This window comes from Epilithonimonas hispanica, from assembly GCF_003385395.1.
Classification (GTDB): Bacteria; Bacteroidota; Bacteroidia; order Flavobacteriales; family Weeksellaceae; genus Epilithonimonas; species Epilithonimonas hispanica.
The window spans coordinates 1-18,227 of sequence record NZ_QNUG01000028.1 but is presented as its reverse complement, the minus strand read 5'-3'; the positions used below and the strand labels follow the sequence as shown (position 1 = coordinate 18,227).

The 18,227-nt window shown below is 32.5% G+C and carries 18 protein-coding genes; 2 read left to right on the top strand and 16 right to left on the bottom strand.

Annotation, left to right across the window (positions count from 1 at the left end; genetic code table 11):
• Positions 1 to 2: 2 nt before the first annotated feature.
• From DRF58_RS12610 to glyA, 14 genes are all read right to left on the bottom strand, one after another.
• Positions 3 to 1,226 carry a glycosyltransferase gene (locus tag DRF58_RS12610; RefSeq protein WP_116035946.1) on the bottom strand — a complete coding sequence of 408 codons (1,224 nt, stop codon included), beginning with the start codon at positions 1,224 to 1,226 and terminating at the stop codon, positions 3 to 5.
• Positions 1,219 to 2,340, bottom strand: coding sequence for a glycosyltransferase family 4 protein (locus DRF58_RS12605; RefSeq protein WP_116035945.1), 1,122 nt, complete (start codon positions 2,338 to 2,340; stop codon positions 1,219 to 1,221). Before DRF58_RS12605 ends, DRF58_RS12610 begins: the two co-directional genes overlap by 8 nt.
• The gene (locus tag DRF58_RS12600; protein WP_116035943.1) at positions 2,333 to 3,400 is read right to left on the bottom strand and encodes a glycosyltransferase; all 1,068 of its coding nucleotides are present in this window, start codon (positions 3,398 to 3,400) and stop codon (positions 2,333 to 2,335) included. The genes DRF58_RS12605 and DRF58_RS12600 overlap by 8 nt, the downstream gene beginning before the upstream one ends.
• The gene (locus tag DRF58_RS12595; RefSeq protein WP_116035942.1) at positions 3,397 to 4,521 is read right to left on the bottom strand and encodes a glycosyltransferase family 4 protein; all 1,125 of its coding nucleotides are present in this window, start codon (positions 4,519 to 4,521) and stop codon (positions 3,397 to 3,399) included. Before DRF58_RS12595 ends, DRF58_RS12600 begins: the two co-directional genes overlap by 4 nt.
• Before the next feature lie 6 nt (positions 4,522 to 4,527).
• Positions 4,528 to 5,511 carry a glycosyltransferase family 2 protein gene (locus DRF58_RS12590; protein ID WP_116035940.1) on the bottom strand — a complete coding sequence of 328 codons (984 nt, stop codon included), beginning with the start codon at positions 5,509 to 5,511 and terminating at the stop codon, positions 4,528 to 4,530.
• Positions 5,512 to 6,453 carry a glycosyltransferase family 2 protein gene (locus DRF58_RS12585; protein ID WP_157966733.1) on the bottom strand — a complete coding sequence of 314 codons (942 nt, stop codon included), beginning with the start codon at positions 6,451 to 6,453 and terminating at the stop codon, positions 5,512 to 5,514.
• Complete coding sequence (locus tag DRF58_RS12580) at positions 6,453 to 7,613, bottom strand: glycosyltransferase (protein WP_116035937.1); 1,161 nt, start codon at positions 7,611 to 7,613, stop codon at positions 6,453 to 6,455. Before DRF58_RS12580 ends, DRF58_RS12585 begins: the two co-directional genes overlap by 1 nt.
• A gap of 116 nt (positions 7,614 to 7,729) precedes the next feature.
• Positions 7,730 to 8,734 (bottom strand): glycosyltransferase family 2 protein, encoded by a 1,005-nt coding sequence (locus tag DRF58_RS12575; protein ID WP_116035935.1) that lies wholly within the window; start codon positions 8,732 to 8,734, stop codon positions 7,730 to 7,732.
• Positions 8,727 to 10,265 (bottom strand): MATE family efflux transporter, encoded by a 1,539-nt coding sequence (locus tag DRF58_RS12570; RefSeq protein WP_116035934.1) that lies wholly within the window; start codon positions 10,263 to 10,265, stop codon positions 8,727 to 8,729. Before DRF58_RS12570 ends, DRF58_RS12575 begins: the two co-directional genes overlap by 8 nt.
• Positions 10,265 to 12,580: an exopolysaccharide transport family protein gene (locus tag DRF58_RS12565; RefSeq protein WP_157966732.1), complete on the bottom strand. Its 2,316-nt coding sequence runs from the start codon at positions 12,578 to 12,580 to the stop codon at positions 10,265 to 10,267. Before DRF58_RS12565 ends, DRF58_RS12570 begins: the two co-directional genes overlap by 1 nt.
• A 14-nt stretch (positions 12,581 to 12,594) precedes the next feature.
• Positions 12,595 to 13,311 carry a polysaccharide biosynthesis/export family protein gene (locus DRF58_RS12560; RefSeq protein ID WP_245955443.1) on the bottom strand — a complete coding sequence of 239 codons (717 nt, stop codon included), beginning with the start codon at positions 13,309 to 13,311 and terminating at the stop codon, positions 12,595 to 12,597.
• A gap of 124 nt (positions 13,312 to 13,435) precedes the next feature.
• Complete coding sequence (locus DRF58_RS12555; protein ID WP_116035929.1) at positions 13,436 to 14,056, bottom strand: porin family protein; 621 nt, start codon at positions 14,054 to 14,056, stop codon at positions 13,436 to 13,438.
• Positions 14,057 to 14,169: 113 nt separating this feature from the next.
• Positions 14,170 to 14,634 (bottom strand): regulatory protein RecX, encoded by a 465-nt coding sequence (locus DRF58_RS12550; RefSeq protein WP_116035927.1) that lies wholly within the window; start codon positions 14,632 to 14,634, stop codon positions 14,170 to 14,172.
• A gap of 97 nt (positions 14,635 to 14,731) precedes the next feature.
• Entirely contained in the window at positions 14,732 to 16,000 is a 1,269-nt protein-coding gene (gene glyA, locus DRF58_RS12545) for a serine hydroxymethyltransferase (RefSeq protein WP_116035926.1), read from the bottom strand.
• Positions 16,001 to 16,078: 78 nt separating this feature from the next.
• On the opposite strand from glyA, the gene DRF58_RS12540 reads away from it, so the two are divergent.
• Both DRF58_RS12540 and DRF58_RS18395 read left to right on the top strand, forming a co-directional pair.
• Entirely contained in the window at positions 16,079 to 16,375 is a 297-nt protein-coding gene (locus DRF58_RS12540) for a hypothetical protein (RefSeq protein WP_116035924.1), read from the top strand.
• A gap of 86 nt (positions 16,376 to 16,461) precedes the next feature.
• Positions 16,462 to 16,614 carry a hypothetical protein gene (locus tag DRF58_RS18395; protein WP_157966731.1) on the top strand — a complete coding sequence of 51 codons (153 nt, stop codon included), beginning with the start codon at positions 16,462 to 16,464 and terminating at the stop codon, positions 16,612 to 16,614.
• Here the strand turns inward: DRF58_RS18395 and DRF58_RS12535 are convergent.
• Both DRF58_RS12535 and DRF58_RS12530 read right to left on the bottom strand, forming a co-directional pair.
• Complete coding sequence (locus DRF58_RS12535; protein ID WP_116035922.1) at positions 16,595 to 17,185, bottom strand: Fic/DOC family protein; 591 nt, start codon at positions 17,183 to 17,185, stop codon at positions 16,595 to 16,597. The genes DRF58_RS18395 and DRF58_RS12535 overlap by 20 nt on opposite strands.
• The gene (locus DRF58_RS12530) at positions 17,185 to 18,072 is read right to left on the bottom strand and encodes a DUF72 domain-containing protein (RefSeq protein WP_116035921.1); all 888 of its coding nucleotides are present in this window, start codon (positions 18,070 to 18,072) and stop codon (positions 17,185 to 17,187) included. The genes DRF58_RS12535 and DRF58_RS12530 overlap by 1 nt, the downstream gene beginning before the upstream one ends.
• Positions 18,073 to 18,227: the final 155 nt, after the last annotated feature.

Below are 18,227 nucleotides of genomic sequence, written 5' to 3'. Positions count from 1 at the left end.
TGTTAGTTGATGGTTATTTTTCTTATCACATTGATGTATGATTCGGCTGCGGCTTCCAAAGAGAAATACACTTGAGACTTTGAAGCTATATTTTTTTTATCCGCAAATATAACTTTTTCTAAAAAGTCAGCTATTTTATCTTTCTGCTCCTCTAATCTGTAAGAATGATCATAAAGATAGCATTCTTGGAAATTTTCAAGAACATCATCTGTATCTCCAATCCCTTTGCTGGCGATAACAGGTAGTCCACACAAGAGATATTCTCCCAACTTAATGGGTGCCACGCCTTGCATACTGAAAGTTGGTTGTCGCAACGCAAACGCCACATCGGCTGCATTGAGATAAAAAGGAACCTCATCTGATTTTACCGATTTCAAAATGATTTTTGACCGCAATTCTTCTGGGATATTGTTTTCAGCAAATTCTGTATTACCCGTCAGAATAAGAAATTTGGAATTATTAGCCATCTTGTGATGATTAAAAATAGCTAACATCTCTGGCAGACAATATTGTGGACCCAAAGAACCTGCATAAACGAATAAAAACTCGTCACCTAATCCCAATTCTTTACGAGCCAGAACTCTGGAGTCTTGATTTAATTTAAAATGATTTTTATCTCGCCCATTATATACTACAGAAAATTTTTCTCTGTTCTTTTCTCCAATATTATTGATGTGGACATCTATAGCTTTTTGAGATCTTGTGATAACAGCATCTGCATTTTTGAGTATTTTGGTTTCCGCAGATTTCATCAATTTGTATTGAAATGATTCTTTTTTGAGACCTGCAAAATCCATACGTTCTTCTATGGGAAGTCCGTCTGCATCGAAGATTAGTTTACCCCTAAATCCCCTAAAGGAGACTCTGCTAGCTCCTAGAATTTGATTGACCATCATTGCCGGGAAAGTACTTCTTGGCATCACGATGTTGATATTATTTTCCTTGATGTATTTTTTGATTTTGTTGGCTGAGGTAAAAACCGTCAACAAACTTCCCACAGACACATTGGGTTTTCTAATGATTGGTAAAGCAGAATAACTGATTCCCATTTTTTCCGCCACATTTCTGGTATGACTAATTTTATTCTCATCTGCCCAAGTGAATTGTAACACGTGAAATTTCACATCATTATTCTTGGCAACTTCCTGAAAAATAGGCATAAAAAGACCTTCCATATAGGAAGTTTGTGGACCGTCCCAAGTGATGAAGAGAAGGTTTTTAGGCATTGATATTCTTCTTTTCTAATAACTCATTGTATAAATTAATCACATCTTTCACATATCTTTCTTCTGTGTAATTTTTCATAGCTCTATCGTATCCCTTCTGGGAATATTTTTTTTGTAAATCTGATGATTTATAAATTTCTTTTATTGCATCTGATATTTCATGCGGCTTATTGGGACTTATTAGTATACCAGTTTCCCCATCAACCACTATATTCTGTAAACCTCCAACTCGTGTCGCAATAACTGGCAACTTATGGAGCATCGCCTCTGCTGCTACCAATCCAAAACCCTCTCGCTGGGACGCTATGCAAAATACATTCATCAATTTGTAATAGGGTGCGGTATCGAATTGATAACCTGTAAAAATCACCTGATTATCTAGACGCAATTCGGTTACTTTTTGTCGAATCATTTCTTCATCGGGTCCACTCCCAACAATTAAAAGTTTAATATTAGGAAGATTCAACAAAGATAAAGCTTCGATGATATCGGTAAATTTTTTATGATCATTAAATAATCTACCAACGGTACCCACTACAAAATCACCTTCAGTAATTCCCAAATTACTTTTTAAAGAGTGAATTTCTTCGTCCGAAACTATTCTAGGAATTTCGACTCCATTATTAATGGTTATTATTTTCCGTGGAGAAACTTTTGCTGTGTTTTTAAGATAATCTGCCACATTAGGCGCAATAGCAATAAATCTATCTGCCACAAAAGAAAACAAGCGAAGCAGAAAATCTGCTTTTTTGCTCCTATTTTGAGGATCTGATGTTTCTTCTAATATAACAATAGGCACTTTTTTTATAAAGCTATTAACTGCCGCCATGGTTACTCCTTCGTAAACAGCTCCATGTATAATATGAGGCTTAAAATCCTCAATAATTTGTTGAACTTTTTTATGTTTTTCCCAATGAAAAGGTCCATTGAAATCTCCAACCTCTAATATTTCAACCCCATTTTGCTCGATTTGTTCTGCAATAAGACCACTTTTGAAAGTGCCCACGAGTTTCATTTGGATATCTGTTCCCTTAAAAGCTTTTGCCAAAGAAAGGCGTCTTCGCTCTACGCCACCACCAGTAACAGTAGACATTATATGTAGAACTCTAATCATGACTTAACTTGTTATAAAATCTTTCTAAATTTTGAATATATTTTTCAATCGTAAATTGAGTATTTACGCTATTGTATCCATTTAGTCCTATTTGCTTCAATGCGGCATTGTCCAAAACGAAAATATCATTTAATTTAGAAGATAGTTCATCAATATTATTCGGATTGAATAACCATCCATTTTCGCCATTGACTACAAATTCAGGAATACCACCAACATTAGAACATAAAACTGGAATTTGTAAAAACATAGCTTCTGCCGCTGCAATCCCAAAGCCTTCTGAATAGGAAGGTAACACAAACAAATCTGCATTTGAAAGGTATTTGGAAGGCTCTGAGGAAAAACCTACAAAGGTAACTTTAGATTCCATTTTTAAATGACTAGTGAGTTCTTCCAGATTATTTCTTTCCCTTCCGTCACCCACAATGGTTAAATGCATATTATCATTCTCTGAATTCGCAAATGCTCTAATTAAGCCTTCAACATTTTTTACTGCTTCTAACCTTCCAACATAAACGATTTCAAATTTTTCAGAAACTGCTTTTGGAAATTGTGTCGGTATGCTTACTGGATTATAAATTACCTCACCTTTATTTTCGGAGATTTCATTAATGCTTACCAAATAATTTTTAACAGATTGGGAAACCCCTACTACTTTATCTGCAAATCTATAAACCCATCTAAAAACTTTTTGAGCAATAGAAGAATGATTCGGAATCCCAACTTCTTCACCAATAATCACATTTACGCCAACCAATCTAGCTGCTAAAACACCAAAGAAATTGGCTTCCGCTGCTGCAGTGTGCACAATATCAGGGTTAATTTTCTTAATTAACTTATATACTGTCCAAATATTGGAAATATTTTTAATAGAAAAATTTTGATTGAGAATATGCACTTCAAATCCTCTTTCTTTCAGAATTTTTTCTGCATTGCCACCAAAACCTATTGCAGCAAAAATATATTGATGCTTTAGCAATTCTGGTTTTTCTGTAAGACTCAGATATTGCTTTTCCTGACCTCCAAAATCAAGTAATGTGGTTAGACGTAGGATTTTCATTTTTTTACAACTTGATTAAACAAATCATTCCATTGGTTCATAATTTGGAGCGGAGAAAACTTTTCAACTAATTTCTTTGCGTTTTCACCTAATTCTTTACGTTTTTCAAAATCAGAGCATAAAATCTCAATATGATTAACAAATGCGTCAGTATCACCATCTTCTATTAAAAAACCGTTTACATTATTTTGGACCAATTCATTTGGACCAATTATGCTATAAGCAATTGCAGGCAAGCCACAAGACATTGCTTCTATCAAAACCAAAGGAAACCCTTCAAAACGTGAAGTCATGAGATAGAAAGAGGCAGATTGATAAATCTCTGACACATCACTAACTGTTGGATAAATTTGGATAAATTTGGATAAATTTTTCTCATCAATTAACTGCAACAAAGCATTCTTTTCTTTGCCATCTCCATAAATATGGAGTTTCCAATCGGGAAATTTTTGAACTACCTTTTCCCAAATTTCAATTAAACGGTCATATCCTTTTTGTTTTGTTAAACGACCTAAGCTTATCGCTACTTTGCTTTCAAGCGGTGCGTTTATATCAGCTTGCATTACATTGGGGTTATTAATAACAACCACATTAGATAAATATTTTTCCCAAAAAAGCTGATCTGTTTCTGTAAGTATGACCATTTTATCATACTCTTTCGTTCGTTGGATGGACTGTTTAAAACGATATCCTCGCCATATCTTTTGAAGAAAGTTTCCTGAATCTTGTTTATAAAAATCTTTGCTGAAATGAAATTCTACTATTTTTTTACTATTATCTTTTATTTTATATAAAAAACTACCCTCTATGCCAAAACTTAAAGAAATGTCAAAATTTGACTGAAATAATATCTTTTCAATTTCTATTTGTAATTTTTCCTTGTAATTTCTCTGTAAATAAAGCGTAATAATAGAGCTAGAATGGTTTGGTTTTTCGAAAGATAATTTAACTCTTTTTACTTTGTTGCTAACTTGAAAAAAATCTTGATGATCTCCTTGCTCATAAGTAAGAATAGTTACATTATGCCCAAATTTATCTGCAAAATAGTTGGCTTGAAAAGTTAACATCCTTTCCATTCCGCCAGAATTTGCTAGACTCCCAATAAAAAATATAATATTCATAACTAATTACTTTTTATTCATATTAATGTATAAAAAATCAAAAAAAGAGTATAGCCTAAACTTTAATAGTACATACATTAGTTTTGATTTTATATGTCCTTTTTTTAACAACAACAAAAAGCCCGGATGCGAATTTCTAATCCACCTAACTTCTTTTATGCGTTGCTTTTTGCTCATGCTATTACTATGATAAATAGAAAGCAAGGCTCTTAACGAAACATAAGAAGTATGATGTAGTAGGTTTTGCTTAGAAAAAGAAGGATTGCTATCTACAAATGAATCTAATACGGTACTTATTTCTTCTAATAATTTTTTATCATAAGTGTATTCTAACTTTTTATTACTCAAAGAATCAGAAAGTCTTCTGTATAAATATCCCAAATTCTGGGAAACCAATACACTTTGGCAATACAATAAGTATTGAAATACAAATTTGGTATCTTCTCCTAATACTAAACTATTATCAAATACGACCTGATGATTGCGTATTTTTTGTGTCTTATACAATTTTGATACAGGTAGCCTTATAAGATCTTGGTGTTTGTACTTCAGAAAATTTTCAATAGTATACTTACCGTCCGGATATGTTGTGTAAGTTTGGAAGTTCGAAACATCATTATTCCAGAATTGCCCAACTCCTTGTATATATATATCACTAGAACATTTATCATGTGCCAACATCGTAGTAAATGTTTCTATAAAGTTATCTTGTAAGACATCATCAGCATCCACAAAACAAAACCATTCTCCTAAAACAGATGCTAACCCGATATTTCTTGCTGAGCTTACTCCCCCATTTTCTTTATGGATAACTCTTACTCTATTATCAATCGTCTCATATTCATAACAAATATTACCACTATTATCAGTAGACCCATCATTGACAAGTATAATTTCTATTTTGTTGTAGGATTGTTTAATAATAGAAGTGATGCAGTCTTGTAAATATGCTTCAACATTATAAACTGGAACAATAACTGATATCAGCATTTAAATATATATATAAGTGAAAATGAATTTAAAATATTTACGAGTGTATTTTCTCCAAAACGTTTTTGCTGAATATCTACTTCCTATACTATAAGGAATTGCAAAGTATAATTCCGCAAAAAAATATTTTTTCTTATTAGTTCGAATCATTTTTTTGGAAACATCATGTGTATCTTCCGTAAAATAACGAATACTTAATGTACTGTATATTTGTTTGGCAACAAACTCTTCAAAAGCAACATTATTAAATTTTGAAAATAGAGGATAATAGATTTCTTGTAGTTTACTGTTTAATGATTTCGTAAAAGGAACACTAGATTTTGTAATAGATAGTAGATCATCATTACTATAATAAACAAGTGTATTTTTAATAAAAAAAACATTTCCTCCTACAGCAATTACTCTAAACCAAACATCTAAATCCTCTCCCAAGGATAATTCTGTATTGAAGCCTTCGTTATCATGAAAAAAACTTTTCCTTACTATTGTAGCCGATGTAAAGAAGATGGTTTCACAAATGGCTTTTTTAAAATATTTTTTTAGCTGCGTATATTTAAGAGCCACATCATATTTTTCTACTAGGTCTACATCTATGGAATATTTAGCTCCTACAATCGCAACGTCTTTTTCTCTATATAGAACATTTTTATTTTTTTCTAAATAAAAAGGACTCCAATAATCATCAGCATCTAAGAATGCAATATAATCATACTTCGCATTTGCTATGCCTGTATTTCTAGCGACAGAAACGCCTTGATTATTTTGCGTAATTAAAGTTACTTTTCCTGCATATTTACCATTGATAAGCTCTTCAATATCATCTTGCGAACCATCATCTATCAATATGATTTCGTAATCCGAGAATGTTTGTTCCAATACAGAATCAATACATCGTTCGATGTACTTTCTTTTTTTGTAATATGGAATAACTATAGAAAACACTATTTTTTTAAAATTTCTAATAATTGAACATTCAATTGTTCTTGGCAGTAATTTTCTTTTACCATATTTATAGCGTTAGTGCGAATTCTATTTATTGTCGTAGAACTAAAATTTGAAATAATCCAATTAAGTTTTTCAACAAATTGCATAACGTCACCAGGTCTACACAAAAAACCTGTCTTATTTTCCAACAAGTAATCTGGTATCCCGCCTAAAGACGAGGCTAATACAATTTTACCTTTTGCCATAGCTTCCAAAATAGATGTCGCTTGATTCTCACATCTACCTTCTGAATCATATATTCCTGAATATAAATAAACATCAATACGTTCTAATTCTGAAAATACAAAAGCATGAGGTTGTGATCCTAATAATTTTATTTTTCCTTGTAGGTTTTTATTAATAATTACCTTTGATATTTTGTTAAATAAAGGTCCCTCACCAATAATTTTTAAAGTAACATTTTCAATTTTTAATTTATTTATAATCTCTACAGACATCTCATGCCCTTTTAATTCTATAAATCTTCCAACGGAAAGTATTTTAAAACTTCTACAGCTTCCAACATCATTGCTTATTTCATCAATTAAACCAGAAATATTTTTATTTTGAATTCCAACCGGAAGAAAAACTAAATTATTTTTTAGACCATAATTAAATAATTTTTCTTTTGCCATACTGCTCCCAAAAAGTATAGCATCACAATAGTCAACTAATACATTATAATAACTTTTCGAATATTTTGTAAAATTCATATCTAAGCCGTGAAACCTTACAACTAATTTAGTTTCTAGAGAAACTACACCTATTTTTTTTAGTTCAGCAATTAACTTCCCATTAGTTCCGAAATGACAATATATAGTATCATATTTTTTACCTTTTAAAAAATTTGCTAAAAAAGGAAGCACACCATTGATACCATTTCGATAACCCAAATACTTAAAAATAGAAAAATCGCAATTGCGAATGATCTTCTTCCATCTTTGAATGATTCCAACTGGAAATTTGAGTCCATAGATGCCCTCTTCTATATTATCATCTCCAAAATGAAGAACGTCTATATCTAACTCCTCATTATGACGTAAAAAATCTAATTCATCAGCAATAAATGTCTCAGATAACACTCCATGATAATTGATAAAAACAAGTATTTTTTTCATAAATGCTAGGCTATTTCCATTTTAAATTTTCCCCAATTACTTTTGCAGGAACACCAACAACTAAATAATCAGAAATCCATTTTGAAGCATTTTGGGTAACAATTATGCAGTAAACTTTAAACATATTTATAAATGAGTTTAATTAAAAATGGCATGTAGGGAAAATTATGATCCAGTACACTTACTAGATGATTCACTTTACCCCTTTTTTGTATTAAAAAATGATTATCCTTCTCAATTTTTTTGATTTCAAACATGTATTGTTGAAAATATTTCTTCTTTTGTCTTTCGTTTAAATCATTAAACAATAATTTAATGCTTCGATAAATATTAGCATGAAACATCGTTAAGATAAAATCTTTATACTCTTGTTTCATATTATGGATCCTATAATTTTCAATTCTTCTATCAAAAACCTTATGATTATAGTAACCAAAATTATGATGCTGTATTCTTTGATTGATTAAAGAATCTGGATTATCAGCTCTGTTGTAGATATAATTGTTTGAATTTGAAAGATAAATAGAGTTTATATATTTAAAATAACTCAACACAAACAAATGATCTTCTCCATTATGTAATCTCTCATTAAAAAGCAAATTATTATCATGAATAATATTTGTTTTAAATAATTTCGACCAAGGTGTTTCAATTATATTCGTCTTAATTTCTAAATTACATAAAATAGAGCCTATATCGTTTGATTTTAAATTTGCGTGAATTATGCTTCTCTCTAAAAACTGTTGATTCTCTATCTTAATATGATACCCTTGTACAAATAAATCTGCACTGTTTGTTTCAAATTTAAAATCTTTAAAGAAATTTTCTTTTATATAATCATCGCTATCAATAAAACAAATAAACTCACCGCTCGCATTTTTAATTCCTAAGTTTCTGGCAGAAGATACACCTCCATTTTCTTTATGAAAAACTTTAAACCGAGAATCCTTTTCAACAAATTCCTCACATATCTTTCCACTTCTATCTGTTGAACCATCATTCACTAATAATACTTCAAAATCTGTAAAAGATTGAAATTGGACTGATTGTAAACATTCTGTAAGATACTTTTCAGCATTGTAGACTGGAATAATGATAGAAATTTTAGGCTGCTTACTCATTTTGACTTGTTTTAGGCAAAAATCTATTTTTTAACAACAAGTAAATTGATTGTCTTTCAGTTTTAGAAAAAAGGAGCAAAATCTCTAATATTAAAACGGATAAAAAAGCAATACCACTTCTTATTAAAACTTGAATAATAGCATTATCAAAATGAATATAATTCATCAAAAAGAAATACAATATCATTAAAACAAAACCTATAGCTAATGCAGGAAAAATTACATTGCGCAAAAAAAGCTTAACATCTACTTTTAAAAGAACATTCATAAAGTAAATGTTAGTGGTCATTGAAAGCAATACAATTGAAATATTAATAATATAAATCGTTACAGGAGGATATCCAAAACTCAAAAATAGATAAGAAATAGGTAAATTGAGAATAATTAAAAATGATAATGCCAGTTGGTATTTTTTAATTCTACCCGTAGATTTAATAAGAGTATCAATTGGATACACCAAAACCTCCAACATTGCAATAATAAGTGCTAACTTAACAAAAGACAAAGTGTAAGTAGGATAATTCTTTAACCACAAATCAAACAGTTCTTTTAAAGATACCACTACAGGAAACATGGTTATTAAAACTAGTCCAAAAGAAAATTTGGAACTTTGCATGGTTAATTTAATGGACTGATCAACATTTCCGGAGGAATATGTTTTTACAATTTGAGGATTAACTGCATTTTGAAAACTCGCAACAAAGTTAAGAACCAGACCTTGCACTTGTGAAGTAATACCGTAAGCTGTATTTAGGAATGTTCCATAAAAAAAATTCAACAACAAATTTACTCCTTGATTTTTTGAAATAATCGCTACATTGGTAAATAGATTCCAACTAGAAAATGACACCATATTTTTGTAATATGGTTTATCATAATGAAATTGGTAAATGCTTTCTTTAAAATGACGACGACAATAAATTCTGTATAGCATACGTACTATGAAAGAAGAAACAAAAAGTAATGCTGAATATAAAATCAATTTATCATAGTTTATATTTACTATTAAAAAAAGGATAGTAATCTTAAATACCATCTCTAAAATACTTACATACACATATACATTAAACCGCTCATGCGCTGTTATCAATGCATTATAAGGAACTTGTATGATTCCAAAAAAGAAAGTCCATACTGAAAACTGGAAAACTACGTTTACAGCTGTTAATCGTTCAGCAGGAACATTCAATTTATGATTGATATACCAAAGCCCAAAAGTTTCCAAAGCCAAGACAATTACTAAAGCAATTACAAAATGAATGGTAACTGTTGTAGAAAAGGTTTTACCAAGTTGCACCTGGTCATTTCTTCCGATATCAAAAGACAAAAACCTTTGCGTTGCCGAAGACATAGACGAATTTAGAAATCCAAACATGGATACGAACCCCCCAACAACATTGTAAATACCATAATCGCTAATTCCTAAAGTATTAAGGACGATTCCCGCTGTACATAATCCCACCAACATATTGATGAACATCCGGAAGTACAAAAACATTGAATTTTTGGCAATATTTTTTGTAGAAGACATCAGAAAAACTTTTTTATACCTTGTTTCCCCGAATTAGTATAATACCCATACCCATACTTATTACCATAACGGCTATTCTCTGGCTTCACATTGTTTAGGACAAATGACATGTTCGTGACATCATGTGTTGTTTGGAGCTCATCGATAAAGTCTAACATCTGAACTTCGGTGTAGTTGGACTTAACCACATATAATATAGCATCTGCAATATCTATCAAGTGCAATGTATCACTTACCAACATAACTGGTGCTGAGTCTATGACAATGTATCTGTATCGCTCTCTGAGTAGCTCAATCATTGCATCGAATTTATCCATCTCTAGCAAATCATTGGGGTTGGGTGCCAATGCGCCACTAAAAAGAACATCCACATTATCATGTATTTTAGATGGTACAATATAAGAATCTGGCACAAGATCATCTGACACCAAATAATCTGTCAATCCCTTTTCTTTGATTGGAACGAACCTATGCAATTGTGGGTTCCTGATATCCGCGCCAATCAGCAACACTTTAGCATTCCCTGCCAGGCTCATTGCCGTGTTAAAAGCTATAGTAGTCTTCCCTTCTCCTTTAATGGAAGATGTAATGAGTATCACATCGCTTTCTTTTTTATTCTTTTTTGTTTTCAGAATAAACTTGAGATTGGATGTCAAAATACGAAAGGACTCTGAAAAAACCGAAAAATCATTGGCTAAAACCAAATGGGATTCTTTTTCGCCCTCAGGAATCTCTGCAATAATCAAAGCATCGGGAAGCTGTGACTGTATCTGTTGCTTTGTATGAACCTTACTATCCGAAGCATATTTTATAAACAATATCACCAGAGGTAATAACAAGCCTGCCAGTAATGCTCCTAAAGTAATCTTCTGCCTATCTGGTTTTACAATACCAACGGTATAAGCTGGATTGATAACTTTTGCAATAGGCGCTGTTACCGCTAATGTGATCGCATTCTCTTCTCTTTTTTGTAAAAGATAAAGATATAGTTGCTCTTTAAGGTTTTGCTGACGCTCTATCCCTCTATATACTTTTTCCTGTGTAGGATAATTATAAATTTTTGAACGATTTGTATCAAGTTGATTTTGTACTTGTGCAATCTGAAGTTGCAAAGTAATTTTTGACTCTTTGAGGTTATCCCGAATAAGATCTCGCATCTCTGCAATATCTCTATTCAATTGGATAACAGATGGGTTTTGAGTGGTTGCCTGCTTCAAAGTCTTGTTCTTTGTCAGCAACATCTCATTATATTTTGCAATATAGCCTTCGGTTACTGAGGACAATCCCATATTAGACGGGAGCAAACGTTCTGCCGCTGTAAACGCATAGATAGAATTAACCAAATCCAATTGTGTTGCAAGCGTAACAATCTGGTTTGTATTGGCATTAGCATTATTTACAGCCAAAGCCGCTTGTGTATCAAGATCAGTAATTTGATTTTTACGTTTGAAGCTTTCTTTTTCGCCTTCGATGCCAGAAAGATCTTCTGATATGATCTCTAACCTACCATTAATAAAATCCTGGGTATTTTGGGCTTCTAAATTACGGTCTTTGACGCCTTCTTGTTTATAATGCTCTGTGATACTGTTGAGGATATTCTCAGATTTACTCGGAATAGCTCCTATTAAACTTAGCTCCATCATCAAGCCCTTATCAGGCGGTAAGGAAACTATTACAGAACTTTCTAAAGATGATACTAAATTGGATGTGCTTCTAAATACAACCTTTACTGGCGCAAAAGACTTTACCCCTTGTTTCAAATTCATTACAAACTTACCAAAAGGCAGCTGAGCAATCTCTCCTAAACGAAATGTGTCTTTTCCCTTGAGCAAAGGCCCTTCTGAAAGTTTGTACGTGTTGTTACCATTGGGTGTCACAACGTAGGATACAGAGGAGAATCTAAGATCTGTAACTGTAATGATGTTGGCTAACAAAGGAGACGATGTATAAAGCTCGGTTTCTTTGATTGCTCCTACTCCGTAGAAACTTACATTCATATTCAGTTGTCCTACGACTTTTGCCAGTATTGGTTTGGATAGAATAGCGGATGCCTCTCCTTGAAGCTCGCTATCTCCATTGAGACCATTGCCCAAAGTTGTCAAATCGCTAAGAGGAACACCCCCTTTGGTTTTAGATTGTGGAAACTGTAATGTAGTTTTAGAAAGGTATTGAGGCGTAATATATCGCAAATAAACTCTAGCTCCTAAATAAAATACAATCATACTCAAAAGCATCCAATACCAATAGCGAAGATACTTTAATACCTCCTTCTTGAGATTGAGTTTTCTCTTCTTCACAGCCGGTTGGCTCTCCATTAACTCCATATAGATTATTTAGCTATTGCAATCACAAATGTTACTAGACCAATTGCTACTCCTAAAATCTGGAATAGTAATGCTCGATTGGGATTGGTGGTATTAGCCGCAATTTGCTTGTTTCGATCTGGCTCTACATATAGAATATCATTCTGCTGCAGATAATAATAAGGCGAATTGACGATAGAAGCTTCTGACAAATCCAATGAGTAGGTCACATCTTTCCCCGATTCTTCCGAATATCTAATTAATTTCACCTTGGTTCGATCTGCAGAATCTCTCATATCTCCAGCCAAAGCTAAAGCTTGAAAGACATTCAATCTTTCTGTAGAACTTGTTTTTTGCCCTGGCGCACCCACATCTCCTAAAACACTGATGTTAAAATTGACATGTCTTATGGTTACAATAGGATCTGTAAGATATTGCTTGAGCCTATTATCAAATTCGGTTTTCAGTTGTTGCTTGGTCATCCCTTTGCAATACACATTGCCTAGAACTGGAAAAATAATGTAACCTTCCGAAGTGACTTGATACTCATTATTTCCTAAACGCATAGACATCCCTCCAGAACTCCCCTCTTCTCCTGTCTGTTGAATGGTAGTCTTGTTAAAAGGTTTAACCGCCAAATCATCCATAGCAGTCACAATAACCTCCAACACATCTCCTTCTTGAATATGAAGACCCGTGTACCTAGCCTGAGAAACCTCTTGCTGAAAGTTGTTGTTGCTCATATAAATCATATTATTTTTAGGCTTGCAAGAAAAAGCTAAAAACAATATAACAAGTGAATATAATAATGATTTCTTCATGAAAATACTGTTAGATCATAACGATCTTTTAACAGCCAAATATTTTTTAGAACCCAGACTCGCCTAAATACAAATTGATTCCTATAGCTAACATTCTGTTATAGGTTGTGTACTTTGTATAATCTGGATAAATTTTGGAAAAACCTCTGTCGTACCTAATAAAAACATCCCACCTATTTTGGATATTAACCCCAACTCCTGCAGAAATACCATAGCCAAACTTTTCAATATTTTCCTCTTGGTGTGCAGTGAGAGACACTGGTCCAGATACTTTATTGGATACCATAAACTCAAATCTTGGTCCCGCCATAAAATAGATATCGCCTTTATAACCCTGACTTTTCAAAAAATATTTGATGTATAGAGGAATCCCTATATAATTATTATGATACTTTTGAGTTTCTTGCCCCGGCATTTGAGCATTTTCCCCTTGAGTGTTAAATTCCAACTGAGGAGTAAGGTACAACCAAGCAGAATTATATATTTCATTGCGTACTAAAGAAATATCAGCAAAAACACCTATTCCACCACCAAATATACCTTTTGAACGATCGTGAATACCCGGAATTGAGCTTTTATGAAAATTACCTGTCACTCCATATTTAACCGTTTGTGCATTTATAAATCCAAATAACAATAGTGAAGATATAGTAATAATTTTTCTCATGGAATAGTAGTTGTTCAAATTTGTGACGAAATTAAGAATTATTCATCACTTTTTAAGAAATATTTTAAAATCTTATAGTATAATGATATATTAATTTAATTTAACATCCTATTTCATTCATTATTTACAACATCCAAAACAACATCATACTCGTAACCTTTGGATATAAGATGTTTGATTGTTTTGCTTTTTTTTTGATAATCTTTCATTCCTTTCTGTTTGGAAAAATAATCATGATAGATTTTCATGAAAGCCTTTTCATAATCATCAACATCAATTTCATCCATACATTTTGAAATTAGTTTTTCGGTAATCCCCTTTTGCTTGAGGTTCATTTTGATTTTATTCCTTCCCCAATGTTTGATGTAGAATTTCCCTCGGATGTAACTTCTGGTAAAACGTTCTTCATTAAGATAATTTTCATTCATTAGATAAAGAAAAATCTCATCCTTAGCTTCTGGAATCAAAAGAAACTCTCTCATCTTCCGCTCTACTTCATAATGACATCTGTCCTGATAAACGCAATAGTTCACAAGCTTTAGTTTAATTTCATCGAAAGTGGGTGATTTTTTGTCCATATTGTTTTTAGATGGATAGATAATAGACTAATAGATGAGAGACAGAAAAGGTGCAGTTTTTCTGCACCTTCCTATTGAATATTTTGAAACTAATTTCTTAATAATTGAAAAGTGCGTGACCTTCCATCAATTCATTGACTTTCGTTCTAACAGAAGATAAAACTTCCTCATTCTTGATATTATCAACCACTTCAGAAATCAAACCTGCAATGGTTTCCATATCATTTTCTTTAAGACCTCTTGTTGTAATCGCTGCCGTTCCAAGTCTGATGCCTGAAGTGGTGAAAGGTGATTTGTCATCAAAAGGAACCATATTTTTGTTACAAGTGATATCTGCTTTTACCAATGCTTTTTCAGTTTCTTTACCGTTAACATTTTTATTTCTAAGGTCAATCAGCATCAAGTGATTATCCGTTCCACCACTCACGATTTCGAAACCTAAATCTATCATTGATTTTGCCAAAGCCTGAGCATTAGCTTTAACTTGCTTCGCATAAGTTTCAAATTTAGAATCAATAGCTTCTGCAAAAGCAACTGCTTTTGCACCAATCACGTGTTCCAACGGCCCACCTTGAATTCCAGGAAAAACAGCACCATCCAAAACAGCACTCATCAATTTAGTTTCTCCTTTTGGCGTTTTATGACCATAAGTATTTTCAAAATCTTTACCCATCATAATCATCCCACCTCTTGGACCTCTCAACGTTTTGTGAGTCGTAGTCGTTACAACGTGGCAATGTTCAAATGGATTATTCAAAAGACCTTTTGCAACCAAACCTGCTGGATGCGCAATATCTGCCCAAAGAGTCGCTCCAATTTCATCCGCAACTTCTCTGAATTTAGCATAATCCAAATCTCTGGAATAAGCAGAGAATCCAGCAATTAGCATTTTTGGTTTTTCTCTTAAAGCGACTTCTCTCATTTGGTCATAATCAATCAAACCAGTTTCTTTTTGAACGCCGTAAGAACAAACCTGATATTGGATTCCTGAGAAATTAACCGCAGAACCGTGGGTCAAATGTCCGCCCATAGACAAGTCCATTCCCATCACTTTATCTCCAGGTTTAAGAACTGAAAGGTAAATTGCGGCATTGGCTTGAGAACCAGAATGCGGCTGAACATTTACATAATCTACACCAAACAATTCTTTTGCTCTGTCGATTGCCAATTGCTCTACCTCATCTACCACTTCGCATCCGCCGTAATAACGTCTTCCCGGATAGCCTTCTGCATATTTGTTGGTGAGTACACTTCCCATGGCTTTCATCACATTTTCGGATACAAAATTTTCCGAAGCGATTAATTCAATTCCGTGTGTTTGTCTTTGTCTTTCTTTTTCAATGAGTTCGAAAATAGGGTCTTGCATTTCTTAAGATTTATTTCCTCCAAAATTACAAAATTCTAAAGAAATTTTCATACCTTTCATAGATTAACATCATTCGAAATGAAATCAAAGAAAAAATATAAAAAAGAGCTTCTAAAATCTCTGAAACATCTGGAAGCGGCAGAAAGTGCATCTCTAAGAGTAATGACCAATCTAATGCTTCTTAAAGAAATGAAAGAAAACAATATCAAGTTTAAAAAAGGAGATGTATTTTCTTTTGAAGACGATATTTTTGATTATAGCGATGACAAAAATGTTCGAGTTTTGGCAAAGCTTCGTAAGAAAACTTTGAAAGCGATGCACAAACTTGTTGAAAACAATCAATTTAAAGATAAAGAACTGAAGTTTTTGGCTTAGTCTTCGAGAGTCTCAGACTTACAACTTTTATGATCTTCAAGAGCCTCAGACTGACATTTGTAAAAATTAATTCCTTATATTTGATTATGCAAAAAGAAAAAATTAATACGTTCGATAAAAATAAAACCCTTCAATCTCTGAAAGGTTCTTTTGGTATTGAACGTATTAAAATTTCTGATAAATTTGCTAATGAAGCTTATGCTCGTGTTTTAAAAAAAATCAAAGCAAAAGCTCAATAACTTCTACCATTGGTTGATAGTTCTTCATTGAAGCCGACTGAACAGCAAAGACGTATTTTTCAAACAATTCATCATCCATTTTTGTAAAGTCCAAAATCTCCCAATCATTTTTCCTTAACATTAGATTAAGCAACAAACGAGCAGTTCTACCATTCCCTTCTCTAAATGGATGAATATATAACAATTCTGCGTGAACTTTGGCAATATCTCCAATTAAAAACGCGGAATCGAATTTTTCATACTTATCTAAAAGATTATTTAAGATGTCGTTCTCAAATTCTTTCATTGATTCTTCTAAGAATCTTGCGGCAGGAAACATAAATCCTGATTTGGAAATATTAACTGTTCTATATTTCCCCGCAAATGAATAAACATCTTTTAAAGCTAAATAATGAATGTTCTTAATATAATCTAAATTAAATTTTGTCTTATCAAAAAGTTGAGTCGTTAAAAATATTTCCGCATATAAAAATCCTTCAAACTCAGCTTCTTCGATTTCTTTCTTAGAATTTGAATTTAATAAATTAGGAAGAATCTCATCTTCATTCGGATTTACATTATACTTAGTCATTAAAACAAAGTTGGCTTTTCCGAAGCCATTGTTGGAATATGAATATTGGTTCCAAACTCTTTATTAACTTTCTCAATAAAATAAGCTGACAATAATGGCGAAGCTTTTTCAACATTTTGATGAACAAAGAAATAAAGATTCTGCAAGCCTTCTTTTTTCCAAACTTTGATTCTCTCTAACCAGTCATCTAATCTTGCATAATCGCTTTCTGCATTAGCCCCAACGTAGCGGATAAAAGCATCAGAAGTTGTTAATCGCATATGAAGCATATCTCGTCTTCCTGCTGTATCTACAATGATGTTGGTAATATTATTCATTTCAAACAATTCACAGACTGTATTGAAAACCTCTTCATCTGTAAACCATTCCGTATTTCTGAGTTCAATTGCTAACGGAACTTCTTTTGGCCAATCTTGAACAAATTTCTCCAAACGTTCATAATCTTTCGGTTTGAAATTATCGTGAAGCTGTAAAAAAACCATTCCTAATTTTTCATCGAAATTCAAAACTGCTGAAGCAAACTGTGTTACAACGTCATTAACATTCAATAATCTTCGGAAATGTGAAACTGTATTGGTAATTTTCGGAAAGAATTTGAAATCTTTCGGCGTTTTTTCTTTCCAAGTCTGAACTTGTTCTGCGGTCGGCATTCCATAGAAAGTTGCATTCAATTCAATCGAATTAAATTGGGTTGCGTAATATGTTAACTCGTCTTTTGTTCCTTTCGGATAAAAACCTTTGAGGTCGGTCTTGTTCCATTTTGCACAGCCAATCGAGATGTTCTCCAAACTTTTTTTGTTCTGATTAAGAATGAATTTGGTTTGAGGATGGTCTTTTGGTAAAGTAAAATCGATTTGTGACGGGTCAGCAACTTGTCCGAATTTCATTTTGTAAGAAGTTAGAGGTTAGAAATTAGATTTTAGAATTGAGGTTTAAAGTTAGCAAGAATCCGTCTCACAACTTGAGGCGGATTTTTTTTGGTTATAATTGTTATTTTTTGTATATTTATATCTGATAATCAGATATTTGTCTATGAATTTCA